At 74.3% G+C, this 15374-nt stretch carries 11 protein-coding genes; 6 read left to right on the forward strand and 5 right to left on the reverse strand.

Annotation, left to right across the window (positions count from 1 at the left end; all coding sequences use genetic code 11):
• The first annotated feature begins 82 nt into the window (after window positions 1–82).
• From AC1Z4A_RS10075 to AC1Z4A_RS10100, 6 genes are all read left to right on the forward strand, one after another.
• Window positions 83–1387 carry a hypothetical protein gene (locus AC1Z4A_RS10075; RefSeq protein ID WP_483677547.1) on the forward strand — a complete coding sequence of 435 codons (1305 nt, stop codon included), beginning with the start codon at window positions 83–85 and terminating at the stop codon, window positions 1385–1387.
• Window positions 1384–3972: a serine/threonine-protein kinase gene (locus AC1Z4A_RS10080; RefSeq protein WP_483677548.1), complete on the forward strand. Its 2589-nt coding sequence runs from the start codon at window positions 1384–1386 to the stop codon at window positions 3970–3972. The genes AC1Z4A_RS10075 and AC1Z4A_RS10080 overlap by 4 nt, the downstream gene beginning before the upstream one ends.
• Before the next feature lie 3 nt (window positions 3973–3975).
• Window positions 3976–5121: a protein phosphatase 2C domain-containing protein gene (locus AC1Z4A_RS10085; RefSeq protein WP_483677549.1), complete on the forward strand. Its 1146-nt coding sequence runs from the start codon at window positions 3976–3978 to the stop codon at window positions 5119–5121.
• 113 nt (window positions 5122–5234) lie between these two features.
• On the forward strand, window positions 5235–6590 hold the full coding sequence (locus tag AC1Z4A_RS10090) for a vWA domain-containing protein (RefSeq protein WP_483677550.1): 1356 nt from the start codon (window positions 5235–5237) through the stop codon (window positions 6588–6590).
• An 84-nt stretch (window positions 6591–6674) separates the two neighbouring features.
• Entirely contained in the window at window positions 6675–7739 is a 1065-nt protein-coding gene (locus AC1Z4A_RS10095) for an FHA domain-containing protein (RefSeq protein ID WP_483677551.1), read from the forward strand.
• A gap of 101 nt (window positions 7740–7840) precedes the next feature.
• Entirely contained in the window at window positions 7841–8245 is a 405-nt protein-coding gene (locus AC1Z4A_RS10100) for a globin (RefSeq protein WP_483677552.1), read from the forward strand.
• A 30-nt stretch (window positions 8246–8275) separates the two neighbouring features.
• Here AC1Z4A_RS10100 and AC1Z4A_RS10105 read toward each other — a convergent pair whose 3' ends face one another.
• The 5 genes from AC1Z4A_RS10105 to AC1Z4A_RS10125 all read right to left on the reverse strand — a co-directional run bounded on the left by AC1Z4A_RS10105 (window position 8276) and on the right by AC1Z4A_RS10125 (window position 15243).
• Window positions 8276–9025 (reverse strand): DUF8010 domain-containing protein, encoded by a 750-nt coding sequence (locus AC1Z4A_RS10105; RefSeq protein WP_483677553.1) that lies wholly within the window; start codon window positions 9023–9025, stop codon window positions 8276–8278.
• 33 nt (window positions 9026–9058) lie between these two features.
• Complete coding sequence (gene ettA / locus AC1Z4A_RS10110; RefSeq protein ID WP_483677554.1) at window positions 9059–10723, reverse strand: energy-dependent translational throttle protein EttA; 1665 nt, start codon at window positions 10721–10723, stop codon at window positions 9059–9061.
• A 188-nt stretch (window positions 10724–10911) separates the two neighbouring features.
• Window positions 10912–12360: a Cys-Gln thioester bond-forming surface protein gene (locus tag AC1Z4A_RS10115; protein WP_483677555.1), complete on the reverse strand. Its 1449-nt coding sequence runs from the start codon at window positions 12358–12360 to the stop codon at window positions 10912–10914.
• 241 nt (window positions 12361–12601) lie between these two features.
• On the reverse strand, window positions 12602–13108 hold the full coding sequence (ssb, locus tag AC1Z4A_RS10120) for a single-stranded DNA-binding protein (RefSeq protein ID WP_483677556.1): 507 nt from the start codon (window positions 13106–13108) through the stop codon (window positions 12602–12604).
• 200 nt (window positions 13109–13308) lie between these two features.
• On the reverse strand, window positions 13309–15243 hold the full coding sequence (locus AC1Z4A_RS10125) for a GTPase (protein ID WP_483677557.1): 1935 nt from the start codon (window positions 15241–15243) through the stop codon (window positions 13309–13311).
• Between the last annotated feature and the right edge of the window lie 131 nt (window positions 15244–15374).

The raw sequence follows: 15374 nt of genomic DNA on the forward strand, positions 1-15374 counted from the left end.
GTACAGGGACTGACAAGACTTTCCGTGCGTATCGTTCATACCGTTCGTGCGCGGCGCGGGCCGCGGACAGGAAAGGGGATCGATGGCGGTCGCGGGGCCCACCGGGCCGGCCTTGAGCCGCGAGGAGGTGGACCGTGCGCTGGCGCGGCTCGGCGCGGAGCACGAGGCCGTCGAGTCCTCGCTGCTCGCCCTCCAGGACCACGCCGGCCGGCGCCTGCTCGAGGGCGCGGAGCTGAGCGGGACCACCCGGAGCAGGTGGGCGGTCACCGAAGAGCTGATCACCCAGCTGTGGGTGTACTTCGACGCCTACACCGACGCCCTGGAGGCGGCGCGTGAGCTGCGCGGCCGCCGCCGCTGGCCCACCCAGGGCGAACTGTCCGAGCTGACCGACCTGCTGCGCGGCGCCGCCGTCACCCTGCCCGGCGGCCCCCCGGCGGCCAGGGCCGCGGCCCTGGGCACCACCGCGCGGCTCAGCGAGCGGCTGAGCCTCGCGGACCTGGTCGACCGGATGAACGGCTGGTACGCCCAGGCTCTGGACGTGGTCGTCAGCGCCGACGCGGTCTGGTCCGCGCTGCCCGCCCGGATCGACCTGCTCGCCGCCGAGCTGCGGCGCACCCGCTCCCTGGCGCACTCCGTGGGCGTGCGGCCGGGCGAGCACCCCTCCGGCGACGACCTCGAGCGGATCACCATGGAACTGGCCGCGCTGCGGTCCGAGGTGATATCCGATCCGCTCGTCTTCTGGACCGGTCCCTCGCCCAGCGAGGCCCCCGGCGGCCGCCCCGACACGGCCCGTTACGACCGCGCCGCCCGCGCCCTGGACGACGTGCGCCGTGACGTGGAGGCCGTCCTGGACGTCCGCCAGGACGCCGAGCACCGGCTGATGCGCGTACGCGACGTGCTCTCGCGCGCCGACCGCACGCTCGGCGAGGCCCGCCAGGCCCGCACCGAGGTCCTGTCGAAGATCGCCGCGTACGAGGTGCCGGCCGTCTCCGGCCCGCCCACCGCGCTGTACGAGCAGTTGTCGGCCGCCGCCGAGCACCGCAGACACGCCCGGTGGCACCGGCTCTCCCCGCTCCTGGAGGGCCTGGAGCAGCGTGCCGAGGAGGAACTGCTGCGCGCCCGCGAGTCGCTGACCGCGGTGACGGCGCCGCTGGCCGTACGCGCCGAGCTGCGCGGCCGGCTCGACGCGTACAAGGCGAAGGCGGCGCGGCTCGGACTGGCGGAGGACGCGATCGTCTGCGAGCGGTACGACACGGCGCGCCGCATGCTGTGGAGCGCGCCGTGCGATCTGGTCGCCGCCGAGAACGCCGTGCTGCGCTATCAGCAGGCCGTGGCGGGGACACCGGCCGAGCCGGTGGGACCGGCCGACCACAGGGGGGACGGATGACCGGGACCGACTGCCAGCGGCCGGACTGCGCGGGCACGTACGAGGACGTCGGGGGCGGCGAGCTGTACTGCGACACCTGCGGGCTCGCCCCGGTGGTGTCGCCGGGCGGGCTGGTCTCCTCGCCCGCGACCGGGGTCACGCACGCGGGCGGACGGAGCGGTTCCGGGTCGGAGGGCGCGGGCAGCGGTTCGGGCCGGCCGTCCTCCGGATCCTCGGGGTCCGCAGGGTCCGGGTCGTCGTCCAAGTCCTCGTCCGGGTCGTCGTCCAAGTCCTCCCGGTCCTCGACCTCCAGACGGTCCGTGCCGGGCCGGCTGTCCCGGTCGCTGTCCGCGAACACGGAGGCCACCGGCCCGCCCTCGGTGTCGGTGCGCAGCGGCCGGCCGTCCGCGGGCGGTACGCCCGGCCGCAACAAGCTCGGCGCGGGGCTGGTCAGCATGCCGGGGATGCCCCGCCCCGAGCCGCGCGCGGCCGTGCTGGCCAACCCGGAGGTGCCGGAGCGGAAGCGGTTCTGCAGCAAGGGCGACTGCGGGGCCCCGGTGGGGCGTTCGCGCGGCGACAACCGGCCGGGCCGGGTGGAGGGCTTCTGCACCAAGTGCGGCCACCCCTACTCGTTCGTCCCCAAGCTGCACCCGGGCGATGTGGTGCACGGTCAGTACGAGGTGGCGGGCTGCCTCGCGCACGGCGGGCTGGGCTGGATCTACCTGGCCGTCGACCGCGCCGTCTCCGACCGCTGGGTGGTGCTCAAGGGCCTGCTGGACACGGGGGACGAGGACGCGCTGGCGGCCGCCGTCTCCGAGCGGCGCTTCCTCGCGGAGATCGAGCACTCCAACATCGTCCGCATCTACAACTTCGTCGAGCACCTCGACCAGCGCACCGGCAGCCTCGACGGCTACATCGTCATGGAGTACGTCGGCGGCAAGTCGCTCAAGGAGATCGCCAACGAGCGGCGCACCCCCGACGGCAGGCGGGACCCGCTGCCGGTGGAACAGGCGTGCGCGTACGGCATCGAGGCGCTGGAGGCGCTCGCCCACCTGCACAGCCGGAACCTGCTCTACTGCGACTTCAAGGTGGACAACGCCATTCAGCAGCAGGACCAGCTCAAGCTCATCGACATGGGCGCGGTCCGGCGGATGGACGACCACGACAGCCCCATCTACGGCACGGTGGGCTACCAGGCCCCCGAAGTGGCGGAGGTGGGCCCGTCGGTGGCCTCCGACCTCCACACCGTGGCGCGCACCCTGGCCGTGCTCACCTTCGACTTCCAGGGCTACACGAACGTCTTCGCGGACAGCCTGCCCGACCCCGACAACATCGACGTCTTCCGCCGCTACGAGTCCTTCTACCGGCTGCTGGTCCGGGCCACCGACCCCGACCCGGCACGCCGGTTCGCATCCGCCGACGAGATGGCGGAGCAGCTGACCGGGGTGCTGCGGGAGATCGTGGCGCTCCAGACGGACACGCCCCGGCCCGCGGTGTCCACCCTGTTCGGGCCGGAGACCCGGGTGGTGGACTCGCTGCTCTTCGCGGAGCCGGCCGGGGACGTCTCGCTGCTGGGCCCCCGGGCGACGACGGGCCGCCGCGCCCGGTCGCTGCCGGGCGCGTCCCCGGCGGCCGGGCCCGCGCCGGGGACGGCCGCGATCCGGCTCGCCCCGCTCGACGCGCGGGCCGCGGCGCTCGCGCTGCCGCTCCCCCGCGTCGACCCGGACGACCCCAACGCCGGTTTCCTCGCGGGCCTGCTGGCCTCCCGGCCCGCCGAGCTGCACGCGGCCCTGCGCGCGGCCCCCGTGGACTCGCCGGAGCTGCGGCTGCGCCGGGTGCGGGCCCGGCTGGAGCTGGGCGAGGACGGCCCGGCGGGCCAGGCGCTCGCCGCCCTGGAGGCCGTGCGGCCCGACGACTGGCGTGTCGTCTGGCACCGCGGCGTCCACGCGCTGGCCACCGCCGACCACGGCACCGCGGCGCTGGCCTTCGACGCCGTCTACGACGCGTTCCCCGGCGAGCCCGCGCCGAAGCTGGCGCTGGGGGTGTGTGCGGAGCTGCTCGGGCAGCTCGACAACGCCGCCGAGTACTACCGGCTGGTGTGGGCCACCGACCCGGGCTTCGTCAGCGCCGCCTTCGCGCTGGCCCGGGTGCGGCTCGCGGGCGGCGACCGGGCGGGCGGGGTGCGGGCGCTGGAGTCGGTGCCGGAGTCCTCCATCCACTACACGGCGGCGCGTGTCGCGGCGGTGCGGGCCCGGCTGCGGGAGCGGGCCCCGCAGGAGGCGCTGCTGCCCGATCTGGGGGCCGCCGCCGGCCAGGTGGAGCGGCTCGCGGACTTCGGGCTGGACGCGGTGCGGCGCGAACGGCTGGCCACGGAAGTGCTCGGTTCCGCGCTGGACTGGGTGCTGGCCGGCGGCGCGGGCGCGGCGCCGGGCGGTGCCGCGCCGCCGGGCCGGGAGGAACTGCTCGGCCACGCCCTGGACGAGCGGGGCCTGCGGTTCGGGCTGGAGCGCTCGTACCGCGTGCTCGCACGGCTCGCCCAGCGCGGCGAGGAACGGATCGAACTGGTGGAGCGGGCCAACCGTTACCGCCCCAGGACATGGGTGTGATCGATGTCGCAACTGCCCCCACAGCTGACGGCGTGCCCCGCCTGTCACGAGCCGCTGGAGCCCGCCGACAACTTCTGCGGCGGCTGCGGCACCGACCTCTCGGCGGTGCCGCCCGGGCCCGGCGGCCCGGGGCGGTGGCCGGACACGCCGGTGGTGCGGGGTGGTGACGACCACCGTCCCGCCCCGCCCGGCGGCGGGGTGCCGGCCCAGTCGGCGCCCTGCGCGGGCGCCGGGCGGGGCTGCGCGGCCTGCCGGTCGGGCATGATCGACAACGACGGGTACTGCGAACACTGCGGGCATGCACAGCCGCACGAACGGGATCACATGGAGCACGAGTCGGCAGGCGTCGCGGCAGTCAGCGACCGCGGCCTGCGTCACCACCGGAACGAGGACGCGTACGCCGTGTCCACCCTGGACCTCCCCGGCGGGCAGGCCGTCGTCGCCGTCGTCAGCGACGGCGTGTCGTCGGCGGCCCGCCCCGACGAGGCCTCGGCCGCCGCCTGTGCGAGCGGGCACGAGCTGCTGGCGGGGGCACTGGCGGAGGGCGCTCCCCCGCGGGAGGCCACCCGGCAGGCCATCCTCCGGGCCGCGGAGGCCGTGGCCGCGCTGGCCCTGCCCGGGGAGGGGGCGCGCGGGCACGACCTGCACCGCCATGAGAACGCGCCCGCCTGCACGATCGTCAGCGCGGTCGTCACCGGCGACCTGCTGACCGTCGGCTGGGTCGGCGACAGCCGCGCCTACTGGGTGCCCGACGACCGGAGCACCCAGCCCGCCCGGCTCACCGAGGACGACTCGTGGGCCGCCCAGATGGTGGCGGCGGGCCTGATGTCGGAGGCCGAGGCGTACGCCGACGAGCGCGCCCACGCGATCACCGGCTGGCTGGGCGCGGACGCCTACGAGGTCGAGCCGCACACCGCCTCGTACCACCCGGACCGGCCGGGCGTGGTGATCGTCTGCACCGACGGGCTGTGGAACTACGCCGAGTCGGCCGAGCACATGGCGGCGGTGGTGCCGGACGACGCCCGCGCGCGGCCGCTGGACTGCGCACGGCATCTGCTCGCCCATGCCCTGGACGGAGGGGGCCACGACAACGTAACAGTGGCGGTACTGCCGTTCCCGGCGCGGCCGGAAGGGGCAGGATCGGCCTGACGGCCCGAGCGTCCACGGGGGGAATCAACGCGGTGTCATGCCCTGGGCACCGCACGGCTGTCCGCCCGTCGCACGCCCATGTGACCACGTGGAGCACGAAGGAGGCGGAGCAGATGGCGAACCTCTCCCGGCCGGCGGAGCCGCGGTTCTCGGTCGAGGTGTACCAGAACGTCAACCTTCCGGAAGGCGGCCGCGACGTCGACGCGATCGTCACGGTCACCGCCTCGGGGGGCCTCGCCGCGGAGGTGCCCCGGCCCGCCTCGTCGCCCTCCGCCGTGCCGCTCGCCGCCCCCGCCCCCGATGCGGCCGTCGTGCTGATGGTCGACTGCTCCGGCTCGATGGACTACCCGCCCGCCAAGATGCGCAGCGCGCGGGAGGCGACGGCCGCGGCGATCGACGCGCTGCGCGACGGCGTCGCCTTCGCCGTCGTCGCCGGCACCCACCAGGCGCGGGAGGTCTACCCGGCGGGCGGGCGGCTCGCGGTGGCCTCCGGGACGACCCGGGGGCAGGCCAAGGAGGCGCTGCGCAAGCTGAGTCCGGGCGGCGGCACGGCCATCGGCACCTGGCTGCGGCTGGCCGACCGGCTGCTGTCCTCGTCCGACGCCTCCATACGCCACGGCATCCTGCTCACCGACGGCCGCAACGAGCACGAGGAGCCGGACGCCCTGCGGGCCGCGCTGGACGCCTGCGCGGGCCGGTTCACCTGTGACGCGCGGGGCGTGGGCACGGACTGGAAGGTCAAGGAGGTCACCGGCATCGCCTCCGCCCTGCTGGGCAGCGCCGACATCGTCGCGGACCCGGCCGGGCTGGCGGCGGACTTCACGCAGATGATGGAGGCGGTGATGGGCAAGGAGGTCGGCGACGTCTCCTTGCGGCTGTGGACCCCGCAGGGCGCCGAGGTGCGGTTCGTCAAACAGGTCGCGCCCACCGTCGAGGACCTGAGCGACCGGCGCCGGGAGGCCGGGCCGCGGGCGGGCGACTACCCGACCGGCTCCTGGGGCGACGAGTCCCGGGACTACCACGTGGGCGTCCGGGTCCCCGCCGCCCAGCTGGGGCAGGAGATGCTCGCCGCCCGGGTCTCCCTCGTCGTACCCGCGCCCGACAACTCCTCGCCGCAGGTGCTCGCCCAGGGCCTGGTGCGGGCGGTGTGGACGGACGACCTGGTGGCGTCCACGGCCATCAACCCGCAGGTCGCCCACTACACGGGCCAGGCCGAGCTGGCCCACGCCATCCAGCAGGGCCTGGACCTGCGCAAGTCGGGGGACATCGGCGGGGCCACCGCCAAGCTCGGCCGGGCCGTGCAGCTGGCCACCCGCTCCGGCCACGCGGACACCGCGCGGCTGCTGGCGAAGGTGGTGGACGTCGTCGACGCGGCGAACGGTACTGTGCGGCTCAAGGCGAAGGTCTCGGAGGAGGCGGAGATGACGCTGGAGACGCGCTCCACGAAGACCGTTCGCGTGAAGAAGTAGCGCGCTGCCCGGGGCGGCGCGCGCACAACGGCACGGACAGAGCAGACAGCTTTCAACACGGCGTCAGAGGGGGAATCGACGGACATGCCGACCTGCCCGAACGGCCACCAGTCGGAGGCGGAGGACTGGTGCGAGGTGTGCGGCCACCGGATGACGGGGGCGGCCGTGCCCCCGGGTGCCGTCCCGCCGCCCCCGCCGGCGCCGCCCGCGGCCGGCAGCGGCGGCTACGGCTATCCCGGCGGCGGAGGCGACGCCACCGTCCAGGCGGAGCTGTGTCCGCAGTGCCGTACGCCCCGCGAGGCACAGGCCCCGTTCTGCGAGGAGTGCCGCTACAACTTCCTCACGCGGTCGGCCTCGCCCTACGCGCCCCCGCCGCCGCCCGTCCACTCCTTCGAGTCGGCGCCGCCGCCCCCGCCGCAGCACAACCAGCCGCAGAGCTTCGAGTACCACGGCTCCCGCCCGTCCCGGATCAACCGCCCGGCCGAGCCGCTGGAGCCGCAGGGCCCGTACGAGGGCGGCGGTGAGGACGACTGGATGCTGTCCCCGCCGCACTCCGCCCCCTCGGTCCCGTCCGCACCGCCGGCCCCGTCCGCGCCGCCCGCCGCCCCCGCCGCTCCTCCGGCGTACCCGTACGAGCCCTACGGGTCGTACGAGCACCAGGGCGAGCGGCCCGCCGGCGAGGGCGTGCCGCAGCCCGTGGCGCCGTCACCCGTCCCGCCGTCGCCCGCGGTGCCCGCGCAGCCCGCGGGCTGGGTGGCGGTCGTGGCGCCCGACCGGGAGTACTTCCTGGCGATGATGAACCGCAGCGGCCCGGAGGCGGCGGGGCTCAACCTGCCCGCCTACTCCCCCGAGCTGCAGTTCCCGCTCGCCGGGCAGCAGGTGACCATCGGCCGCCGCCGGCACAGCACCGGCGAGTCCCCCGACATCGACCTGTCGCGCCCGCCGGAGGACCCGGGCGTCTCGCACCAGCACGCGATGCTCGTCCAGCAGCCGGACGGCGGCTGGGCGGTCGTCGACCAGGACTCCACCAACGGCACCACGATCAACGGTTCCGAGGACCCGATCCAGCCCTATGTGCCGGTGCCGCTCCAGGACGGCGACCGGGTCCACGTCGGGGCGTGGACGACGATCACGGTGCGGCGCGGCTGAGGCGGGACCGAGGGCACGGGGGCCGGTGCGCGGGACCAGGGGGCGAGGGGGCCGGTCCTAAGCCGCCGGTCCTCGGCCGGGCGGTCTGAGACCATGGAGGCGTGAGAGAGATTCCGCGCGGCACGCTTCCGGAGCAGACCTTCTACGAGCAGGTCGGCGGCGAGAAGACCTTCCGTCGCCTGGTCCACAGCTTCTACCGGGGGGTGGCCGACGACCCGCTGCTGCGGCCGATGTACCCGGAGGAGGACCTGGGGCCGGCCGAGGAGCGGCTGGCCCTCTTCCTGATGCAGTACTGGGGCGGCCCCCGCACCTACAGCGAGAACCGGGGCCACCCCCGGCTGCGGATGCGCCACGCGCCCTTCACGGTCGACCGCGCCGCGCACGACGCCTGGCTGCGGCACATGCGGGACGCGGTGGACGAGCTGGGGCTCGCCCCGGAGCTCGAGCGGCAGTTGTGGAACTACCTCACCTACGCCGCCGCGTCCATGGTCAACGCGGCGGGCTGAGCCGCCGCCCCGCGCCTGCCCCGGCGGCCGTCAGAGGGGGCTGACGGACAGGTCGCGCAGGCCACCGCCGGTGCTGACGGCGATGGAGCCGTAGGGCGTGCGCAGGCGCAGCCAGCCGCGCGCGGCGAAGAGGACGAGCGGCTCGGGGGCCAGGGCGACCGCCCCGCCCGCGCCGGACCCGGCGGCGGGCCGGCGGCTCGCCACCGGCACGGGCCGCAGGAAGCCCAGCGACTGGGCGGCGTGGACCGCCCGCAGGGGCAGCCCGGTGTCGCCGAGGGTGCGGGACCAGATCTCCCGGCCGATACGGTCGCGCTCGGCGCGGGTGCGGCGCTGCTCGGGCAGCGCCTCGTCCCGGGAGCGGAACTCCGCCACGGCCGCGGTGACCGCGCCGCGCACGGCCTCCGCACCAGGCATTCCGGCCACCCGCTGCCAGCCGCCGCGGGGCGGCAGGACACCGGCCCAGGGCGGACCGGTGACGGTCTCGGGGACGGTGACCTCCACTCCGCCGCCGGGCAGCCGCGCCCCCTCGTCGAGGGCGTCGGCGAACCGGCCCGCCGAGACGGTGACGTCCAGCGCCGGGACAGTCTCCGGGTCACCGGCCAGCCGGGCCGTGCGGATCGCGAGGACCTCGAAGGACGGCGGGCGGCCGAAGACGCCGAGCACCCCTCCGGCGGCCTGCAGCCGGACCGCGGCGGCACGGTCGTAGTGGATGAGCCGGGCCAGGAAGGCGGCCAGATCGGCCGCCTCCCCGGCGTCGGCGAAGGACAGTCGCTGCGTCATGCGGCGACGGCCTCCTCGTGGTGACGCACCCGGTCAGCCCCGGGTGAGCTTCTTGTAGGTGGCACGGTGCGGACGGGCCGCGTCCGCACCCAGGCGCTCGATCTTGTTCTTCTCGTAGGACTCGAAGTTGCCCTCGAACCAGAACCACTTGGAGTTGCCCTCGTAGGCGAGGATGTGCGTGGCGACCCGGTCCAGGAACCAGCGGTCGTGGGAGACGACCACGGCGCAGCCCGGGAAGTCCAGCAGGGCGTTCTCCAGGGAGGACAGGGTCTCGACGTCGAGGTCGTTGGTCGGCTCGTCGAGGAGGAGCAGGTTGCCGCCCTGCTTGAGGGTCAGCGCCAGGTTGAGGCGGTTGCGCTCACCACCGGAGAGCACACCCGCCGGCTTCTGCTGGTCCGGGCCCTTGAAGCCGAACGCGGACACATAGGCGCGCGAGGGCATCTCGACCTGGCCGACGTTGATGTAGTCCAGCTCGTCGGAGACGACGGCCCACAGCGTCTTCTTGGGGTCGATGTTGGCGCGGCTCTGGTCGACGTACGAGATCTTGACGGTCTCGCCGACCTTGATGTCGCCGGAGTCCGGCTTCTCCAGGCCCTGGAGCATCTTGAACAGGGTGGTCTTGCCGGCGCCGTTCGGGCCGATGACGCCGACGATGCCGTTGCGCGGCAGGGTGAAGGACAGGTCGTCGATGAGGACCTTGTCACCGAAGGCCTTGGAGAGGTTGTTGACCTCGATGACGACGTTGCCCAGGCGCGGGCCCGGCGGGATCTGGATCTCCTCGAAGTCCAGCTTCCGCATCTTCTCGGCCTCGGCCGCCATCTCCTCGTAGCGGGCGAGACGCGCCTTGGACTTGGCCTGGCGGCCCTTGGCGTTGGAGCGGACCCACTCCAGCTCTTCCTTGAGGCGCTTCTGGCGCTTGGCGTCCTTCTGGCCCTCGACCTTGAGGCGGGAGGCCTTGTTCTCCAGGTAGGTGGAGTAGTTGCCCTCGTAGGGGTGGGCGCGGCCGCGGTCCAGCTCGAGGATCCACTCGGCGACGTTGTCGAGGAAGTAGCGGTCGTGGGTGATCGCCACGACGGTGCCCGCGTACTTGGCCAGGTGCTGCTCCAGCCAGTTCACGGACTCGGCGTCGAGGTGGTTGGTGGGCTCGTCGAGGAGCAGCAGGTCGGGCGCCTCGAGCAGCAGGCGGCAGAGCGCGACGCGGCGCTTCTCACCACCGGAGAGGTTGACGACCGGCCAGTCGGCGGGCGGGCAGCCCAGCGCGTCCATGGCCTGCTCCAGCTGGGCGTCGAGGTCCCAGGCGTTGGCGTGGTCCAGCTCCTCCTGGAGCTTGCCCATCTCCTCGAGCAGCGCGTCCGAGTAGTCGGTCGCCATCAGCTCGGCGATCTCGTTGAACCGGTCGAGCTTGCCCTTGGTCTCGGCGACGCCGTCCTGGACGTTCTCCAGCACCGTCTTGTTCTCGTCCAGCTCCGGCTCCTGCATGAGGATGCCGACGCTGTAGCCCGGCGACAGGAAGGCGTCGCCGTTGGACGGCTGCTCCAGACCGGCCATGATCTTGAGGACGGTGGACTTACCGGCACCGTTGGGGCCGACCACACCGATCTTCGCACCGGGCAGGAAGCTCAGCGTCACGTCATCGAGGATGACCTTGTCGCCGTGCGCCTTGCGCGTCTTGCGCATGGTGTAGATGTACTCAGCCAAGAGAAACCGTCCGGCAATCGAGAAGGGCCAATTTGCGGCTCCGCCGCGTGAGGGCAGATACACCCCATCTTGCCGTACGGGAACCCCTCGGCGGAAACGCATTGCGGCCGACGGGCCGGTGACCGGGCGCGGCGCGCCGGTCACCGACTGTGAGCAGGGCTCACTCGGCCGCTCTCACCCGGCCGGTCTCACTCGCCCATGACGGTCTGCTTGCGGCGCAGCAGGAACACCGACCCACCCCCTGCGACGATCAGGGCTATCGCCAGCCCGGCGATGACCGGGGTGGTGGTGCTGCCGCCGGTGCTGGCGAGGTCACCGCCCGTGCCGGAGCCGCCCGTGGTGGAGCCGCCGGTGGCGGTGCTGCCCGTGGCGGTATTGCCCGAGGTCGGGCTCGGGGAGGCGAAGGGGGCGCCGCTGCTGCTGGTGGTGCCGACGGAGCCGTTCTCGGCCGTCATGCAGTCGAGGATGCCGGTGAAGGTCCGGGAGAAGCCGTTGGGCCCGGTCACCGTGATCCTGTACGCCTCGTCCTCGCCGACCTTCACCAGGGTGGTCTCGGAGCCTCCGGGCTTGACGGTGTGCTTGCCGCCCTCCAGCTCGTAGGCGAACGGCTGGTCGCCCTTGTTGTCGGCGGTGATCTCCACGCCGCCCTTGGCGCAGTCCTTCCTGGCCGTCACCGCCGGTATCGCGCCCTTGGCGGCCCAGTTGGCGGTGGCGTCGGCGGAGACGGTGCTCTCGCTGGAGCCGGCCAGGATCAGCGTCTGGGTCTTGGTGTGGTCGCCGATGAAGGCGCGGCCGACCGGGACCTTGGTGGCGGCCGTGGCCTTCAGGGAGGTGGAGCCGTCGGGCGCGTCCGCGGGCACGTCGAAGTACAGCTCGCCGCCGTTGCCCGTGGAGGTGACCGGCTTCCCGGCCTTGTCGACGATCTTCACGTTCTTCGCGGCAGCGTCGCCGGAGGGGGCGACGGCGACGCTGTTCGCGTTGGTGTGCACGGTGACCGGGCCGATGCGCTGCCCCGGCTTGCCGGAGACGGCGGGCGGGGTGAGCGACAGGGACGCCTTGGGCTCCTCGTCGTTCTCGGCGCTCTTGGTGAGGTAGTCCGCGAGCTTCTCGGCGGCGGGGTCCCTGGCGTCGACCTTGACGTTGTCCGAGTAGCGCCAGATGGCGACCTGGGTGCCGGCGGCGGCCGTGTTGGCGTCGAGGGTGCCCGCGCCGGAGTCCTTGGCGAGCGCGGCCAGGTCGTTGACCTGCGGGTACGAGTGCTGGAGGATCCAGCGGATCCTGCCCGCGTTCTTGTTGTCGTGCAGGGACGACTCGTTCCAGCCCGCTTCCCGGTACTTGGCGCCGTCGACGGTGTTGGTGAGGATGTCGATGCAGTACGTCTGGAGCGTGCCGCCGCCGTCGACCTTCATCTCGAACAGGCCGGCCGGGACGGGCCCGGTCTTGCGGCTGTCGTGCACCATGGCGCCGCCACCGGCCGTGATGCGGCCGAGCGCGGCGGTGACGCCGCCCTGGTTCTGCGGTGCGCCGTCCGCCGCCGCGCTGCCCGCGGTGCCGACGACCGCCCCGGCGGCGACCAGGCCCGGCACCAGAAGGGCGGCGGCGAGGCGAGCGGCGCCCCGCCTCTTCACAGAGTTCATGGATTTCCTTTCGGGCGGGCGCGTATCACGCGAGATCGGGTACCGACCATGGCGGACGCGCCTCACCGGGCAACTCAAAACGCAGTAGCCCCCGTTGTTGCTATGGAGGGGATCTTAAGGAGCGGCCACAACCCGACGACCGCACATACCTTCGAGCGGCCGATCCGAATCGGAATCGTTATCGCCCACAAGGCTCTGACCTGGCATTATCGATAAATCGCCGGGGCAAACCCACCCAAATTCACCGCGCGGTCACGGCGGCCGCGGTCCGCTCCCCCGGAGCGGGCTCGGCGCCGGCCGGGGACCCCTCGCCACCAGCGGCGGACCCGGCCGACAGGGCCTGACCCGGCCCCGCCATCCGCACGGGCTCGACCGGCAGCCGTCTGGCCGGAACCACTCGGCGGAAAGCCGACGTACCGCGCGCGAGGTCATGGCCGATCGACACGGCGTCAATGTCGGCCGAAAGCCATCGTTTTCCCTCGCGCTCCTGATCCTGAATTCTCAATTTCCCCTGGACGACGACCGGTTCGCCGATGGACAAGGAGGCGACGACATTCGCCGCGAGCGCACGCCAGGCCCACACCGTGTAGAAGCTGGTGGAGGAGTCGGCCCACTCCCCCCGCTGCCGGTCCCACCGGCGCACCGTCGCCGCCAGCCGGAACCGGGAGACGGCCGAGCCGTTGGCCGCCTCCCTGAAGTCGGGCTGCGTGGCCACATTGCCCACGACCGTCACCAATGTCTCGTTCATTCGGAACGCCTCCCCCGCTGCGTGACCCGGTTCGTGAGCCCATGCTGCCCGTGATCGTCAAGGCTCGCTGAGGGCTGTGGACAGCCCCGCGGTTGTGGAAATCCCGGTCACCCTCAGGAGTTCACCCGGGTCCACCCCGCCCCTCCCGGGCCGTATTCCGCCCGCTACATCTCACCTACATCTCACCTACATCTCACCGGCTACATCTCACCGGCCGCGATCACGAACTGCGCCCGCACCTCCCGGTACCTCAGCAGCTCGGCCGCGACCGGCTCCAGCACCCGCTCCCGCCCGCAGCCCGCCGCCGCGCTCCGCAGCCGCCGCTCGGTCTCCAGCCCGTACCCCCGCGCGGGCCCCCGCGCCGCCAGCCGCCCGCACCACGCCAGCACCGGAGCCGCCGCCGCACCCCCCGTCATCAGCACCGCGGGACCCCACCACGGCCCGCCCAGCTCCTTCGCGCACGTCCCCACGAGCCAAGCCGTGCCCAGCAGTTGCACCGTCAGCAGCGTCCGCTGCCCGGCCGCGAGGGCCCGCCACCACCGGGGCCGCACCGAGGAGGCGGACCCGCCCCCGCGCGTCCGCCACAGCCCCGTCCGGCCCGGGTTCTCCTGCGCCGGCTCCACGTGCCCGGCGCCCGTGCGCCAGGTGCCCCCGGACCGCCCCGGACCGCCGAAGGGCTCCCCGCCGCCCGGCCGCGGCGCGCCCGCCGCGGCGCCCGCCGCCGTGTCCGCGGCCGTCACCGCCGCCAGCTCGTCCAGCGCCTCCGCCAGCCCCTCCGCACCGCGCCCGGCCGCCTCGCGCACCGCCTGCGCCCACGGCCCCGGGAGCCCGGCGGACGCCTCGTACGCGAGGGCCCGTACGGCCCGTTCGACCAGCGGCCGGGACGCCGTCCGGCGCGGCACCAGAAGGTCGTCGTCCGCTTCACCGCCGAGCGCACCCCTGCCCCGGCCGCGCCCGCGCTGCTCGCACCACACCCGGAACCGCACCCACGACGAGCCGCAGGACCGCTCCGCCGCCCGCGCCCAGGCCCGCTCGGCGGCCAGCCCGGCCGCCTGGGCGCCCACGGCCTCCGCCAGCCGGTCCTCGAACTCCTGCCGCGCCCGCTCCGTCAGCCCCGGCCGACCCTCGGCCACATAGGCCGACCGCAGCCGCCCCGACACCCCGTCCACGTCGGCCGTCAGCCGCAGCTCCGCCGCGCTGCGCCGCGCCGAGAACAGCCCCAGCGCCTCGCGCAGTTCGGCGACGCCCGCGCCGGTCAGGGCGGACAGCGCCATCACCGCCGCACCCGGCTCGCCGTGCTCGCCCAGCGCCAGCCCGTCCTCGTCCAGCAGCCTCCGCAGATCGTCCAGCACCTGGTCCGCGGCGTCGCCCGTCAGCCGGTCCACCTGGTTGAGCACGACGAACGTCACCTCCGCATAGCCCGCCAGGGGCCGCAGGTAGCGCTCGTGCAGCACGGCGTCGGCGTACTTCTCGGGGTCCACCACCCAGATCACCGCGTCCACCAGCCCCAGCAGCCGGTCCACCTGCTCCCGGTGGCCGGCCGCCGCGGAGTCGTGGTCGGGCAGGTCGAGCAGGACGAGCCCGTTCAGCGCCGGGTCGTACGGGCGCACCGGCTGCCGACGGGCCCGGGCCGGGATGCCGAGCCGGTCCAGCAGACCCTCGGCCTGGTCGCTCCAGGCGCAGGAGACGGGCAGGGCCGTGGTCGGGCGGCGTACCCCGGCCTCCGAGAGCTGGGCCCGCGCGAGGGCGTTGAACAGCGTCGACTTGCCGCTGCCCGTCGCCCCGGCGATGGCCACGACCGTCAGGTCCAGCGAGTGCTGCTGCCGGGCCGCCGTCTCCTCCAGCACCCGCCCGGCCTCGGCGAGCGTGCGCCGGTCCAGCCGGGCCCGCGACAGCCCGACCAGCTCGCGCAGGGCGTCCAGCCGCGGCCGCAGCGCCTGCCCGGCCGGGGAGGTCATGCTGTGCCGCGCGGCGGGGGGAGCGGGGGGCGGGGAGAGGGCGAGTTCGGGGAGCGGCATGGTGCGGGTGTCGCGTACGGGGCGCCCGCGACGGGCGATGAAGCCGTCGTTCCAGACGCGCTCGGCGGGCTCGCGCGCGGGAGCGGCGGGGCCGGGCGGGATCACCGGGGACGACATGCCCGCCGGACCGCTCGCTTCCGCTGCCGTGGCGAAATCCGCGGCGAAATCCGCCGTCCCGGCGATCTCCGCCCTCTCCCCCGAAGCAGACGAAGCGGGCGGAGCGGACGGGGCGAAGGGAACGGACGGAG

This window comes from Streptomyces sp. 17_S59, assembly GCF_056930295.1.

Bases quoted from the DNA above. Each gene is read 5' to 3' on its own strand.
- AC1Z4A_RS10125 (WP_483677557.1), bottom strand. From the start codon at position 15,243: ATGTCGTCCCCGGTGATCCCGCCCGGCCCCGCCGCTCCCGCGCGCGAG.
- AC1Z4A_RS10105 (WP_483677553.1), bottom strand. From the start codon at position 9,025: ATGACGCAGCGACTGTCCTTCGCCGACGCCGGGGAGGCGGCCGATCTG.
- AC1Z4A_RS10115 (WP_483677555.1), bottom strand. From the start codon at position 12,360: ATGAACTCTGTGAAGAGGCGGGGCGCCGCTCGCCTCGCCGCCGCCCTT.
- AC1Z4A_RS10095 (WP_483677551.1), top strand. From the start codon at position 6,675: ATGCCGACCTGCCCGAACGGCCACCAGTCGGAGGCGGAGGACTGGTGC.
- AC1Z4A_RS10075 (WP_483677547.1), top strand. From the start codon at position 83: ATGGCGGTCGCGGGGCCCACCGGGCCGGCCTTGAGCCGCGAGGAGGTG.
- AC1Z4A_RS10090 (WP_483677550.1), top strand. From the start codon at position 5,235: ATGGCGAACCTCTCCCGGCCGGCGGAGCCGCGGTTCTCGGTCGAGGTG.
- AC1Z4A_RS10080 (WP_483677548.1), top strand. From the start codon at position 1,384: ATGACCGGGACCGACTGCCAGCGGCCGGACTGCGCGGGCACGTACGAG.
- AC1Z4A_RS10085 (WP_483677549.1), top strand. From the start codon at position 3,976: ATGTCGCAACTGCCCCCACAGCTGACGGCGTGCCCCGCCTGTCACGAG.
- ssb (WP_483677556.1), bottom strand. From the start codon at position 13,108: ATGAACGAGACATTGGTGACGGTCGTGGGCAATGTGGCCACGCAGCCC.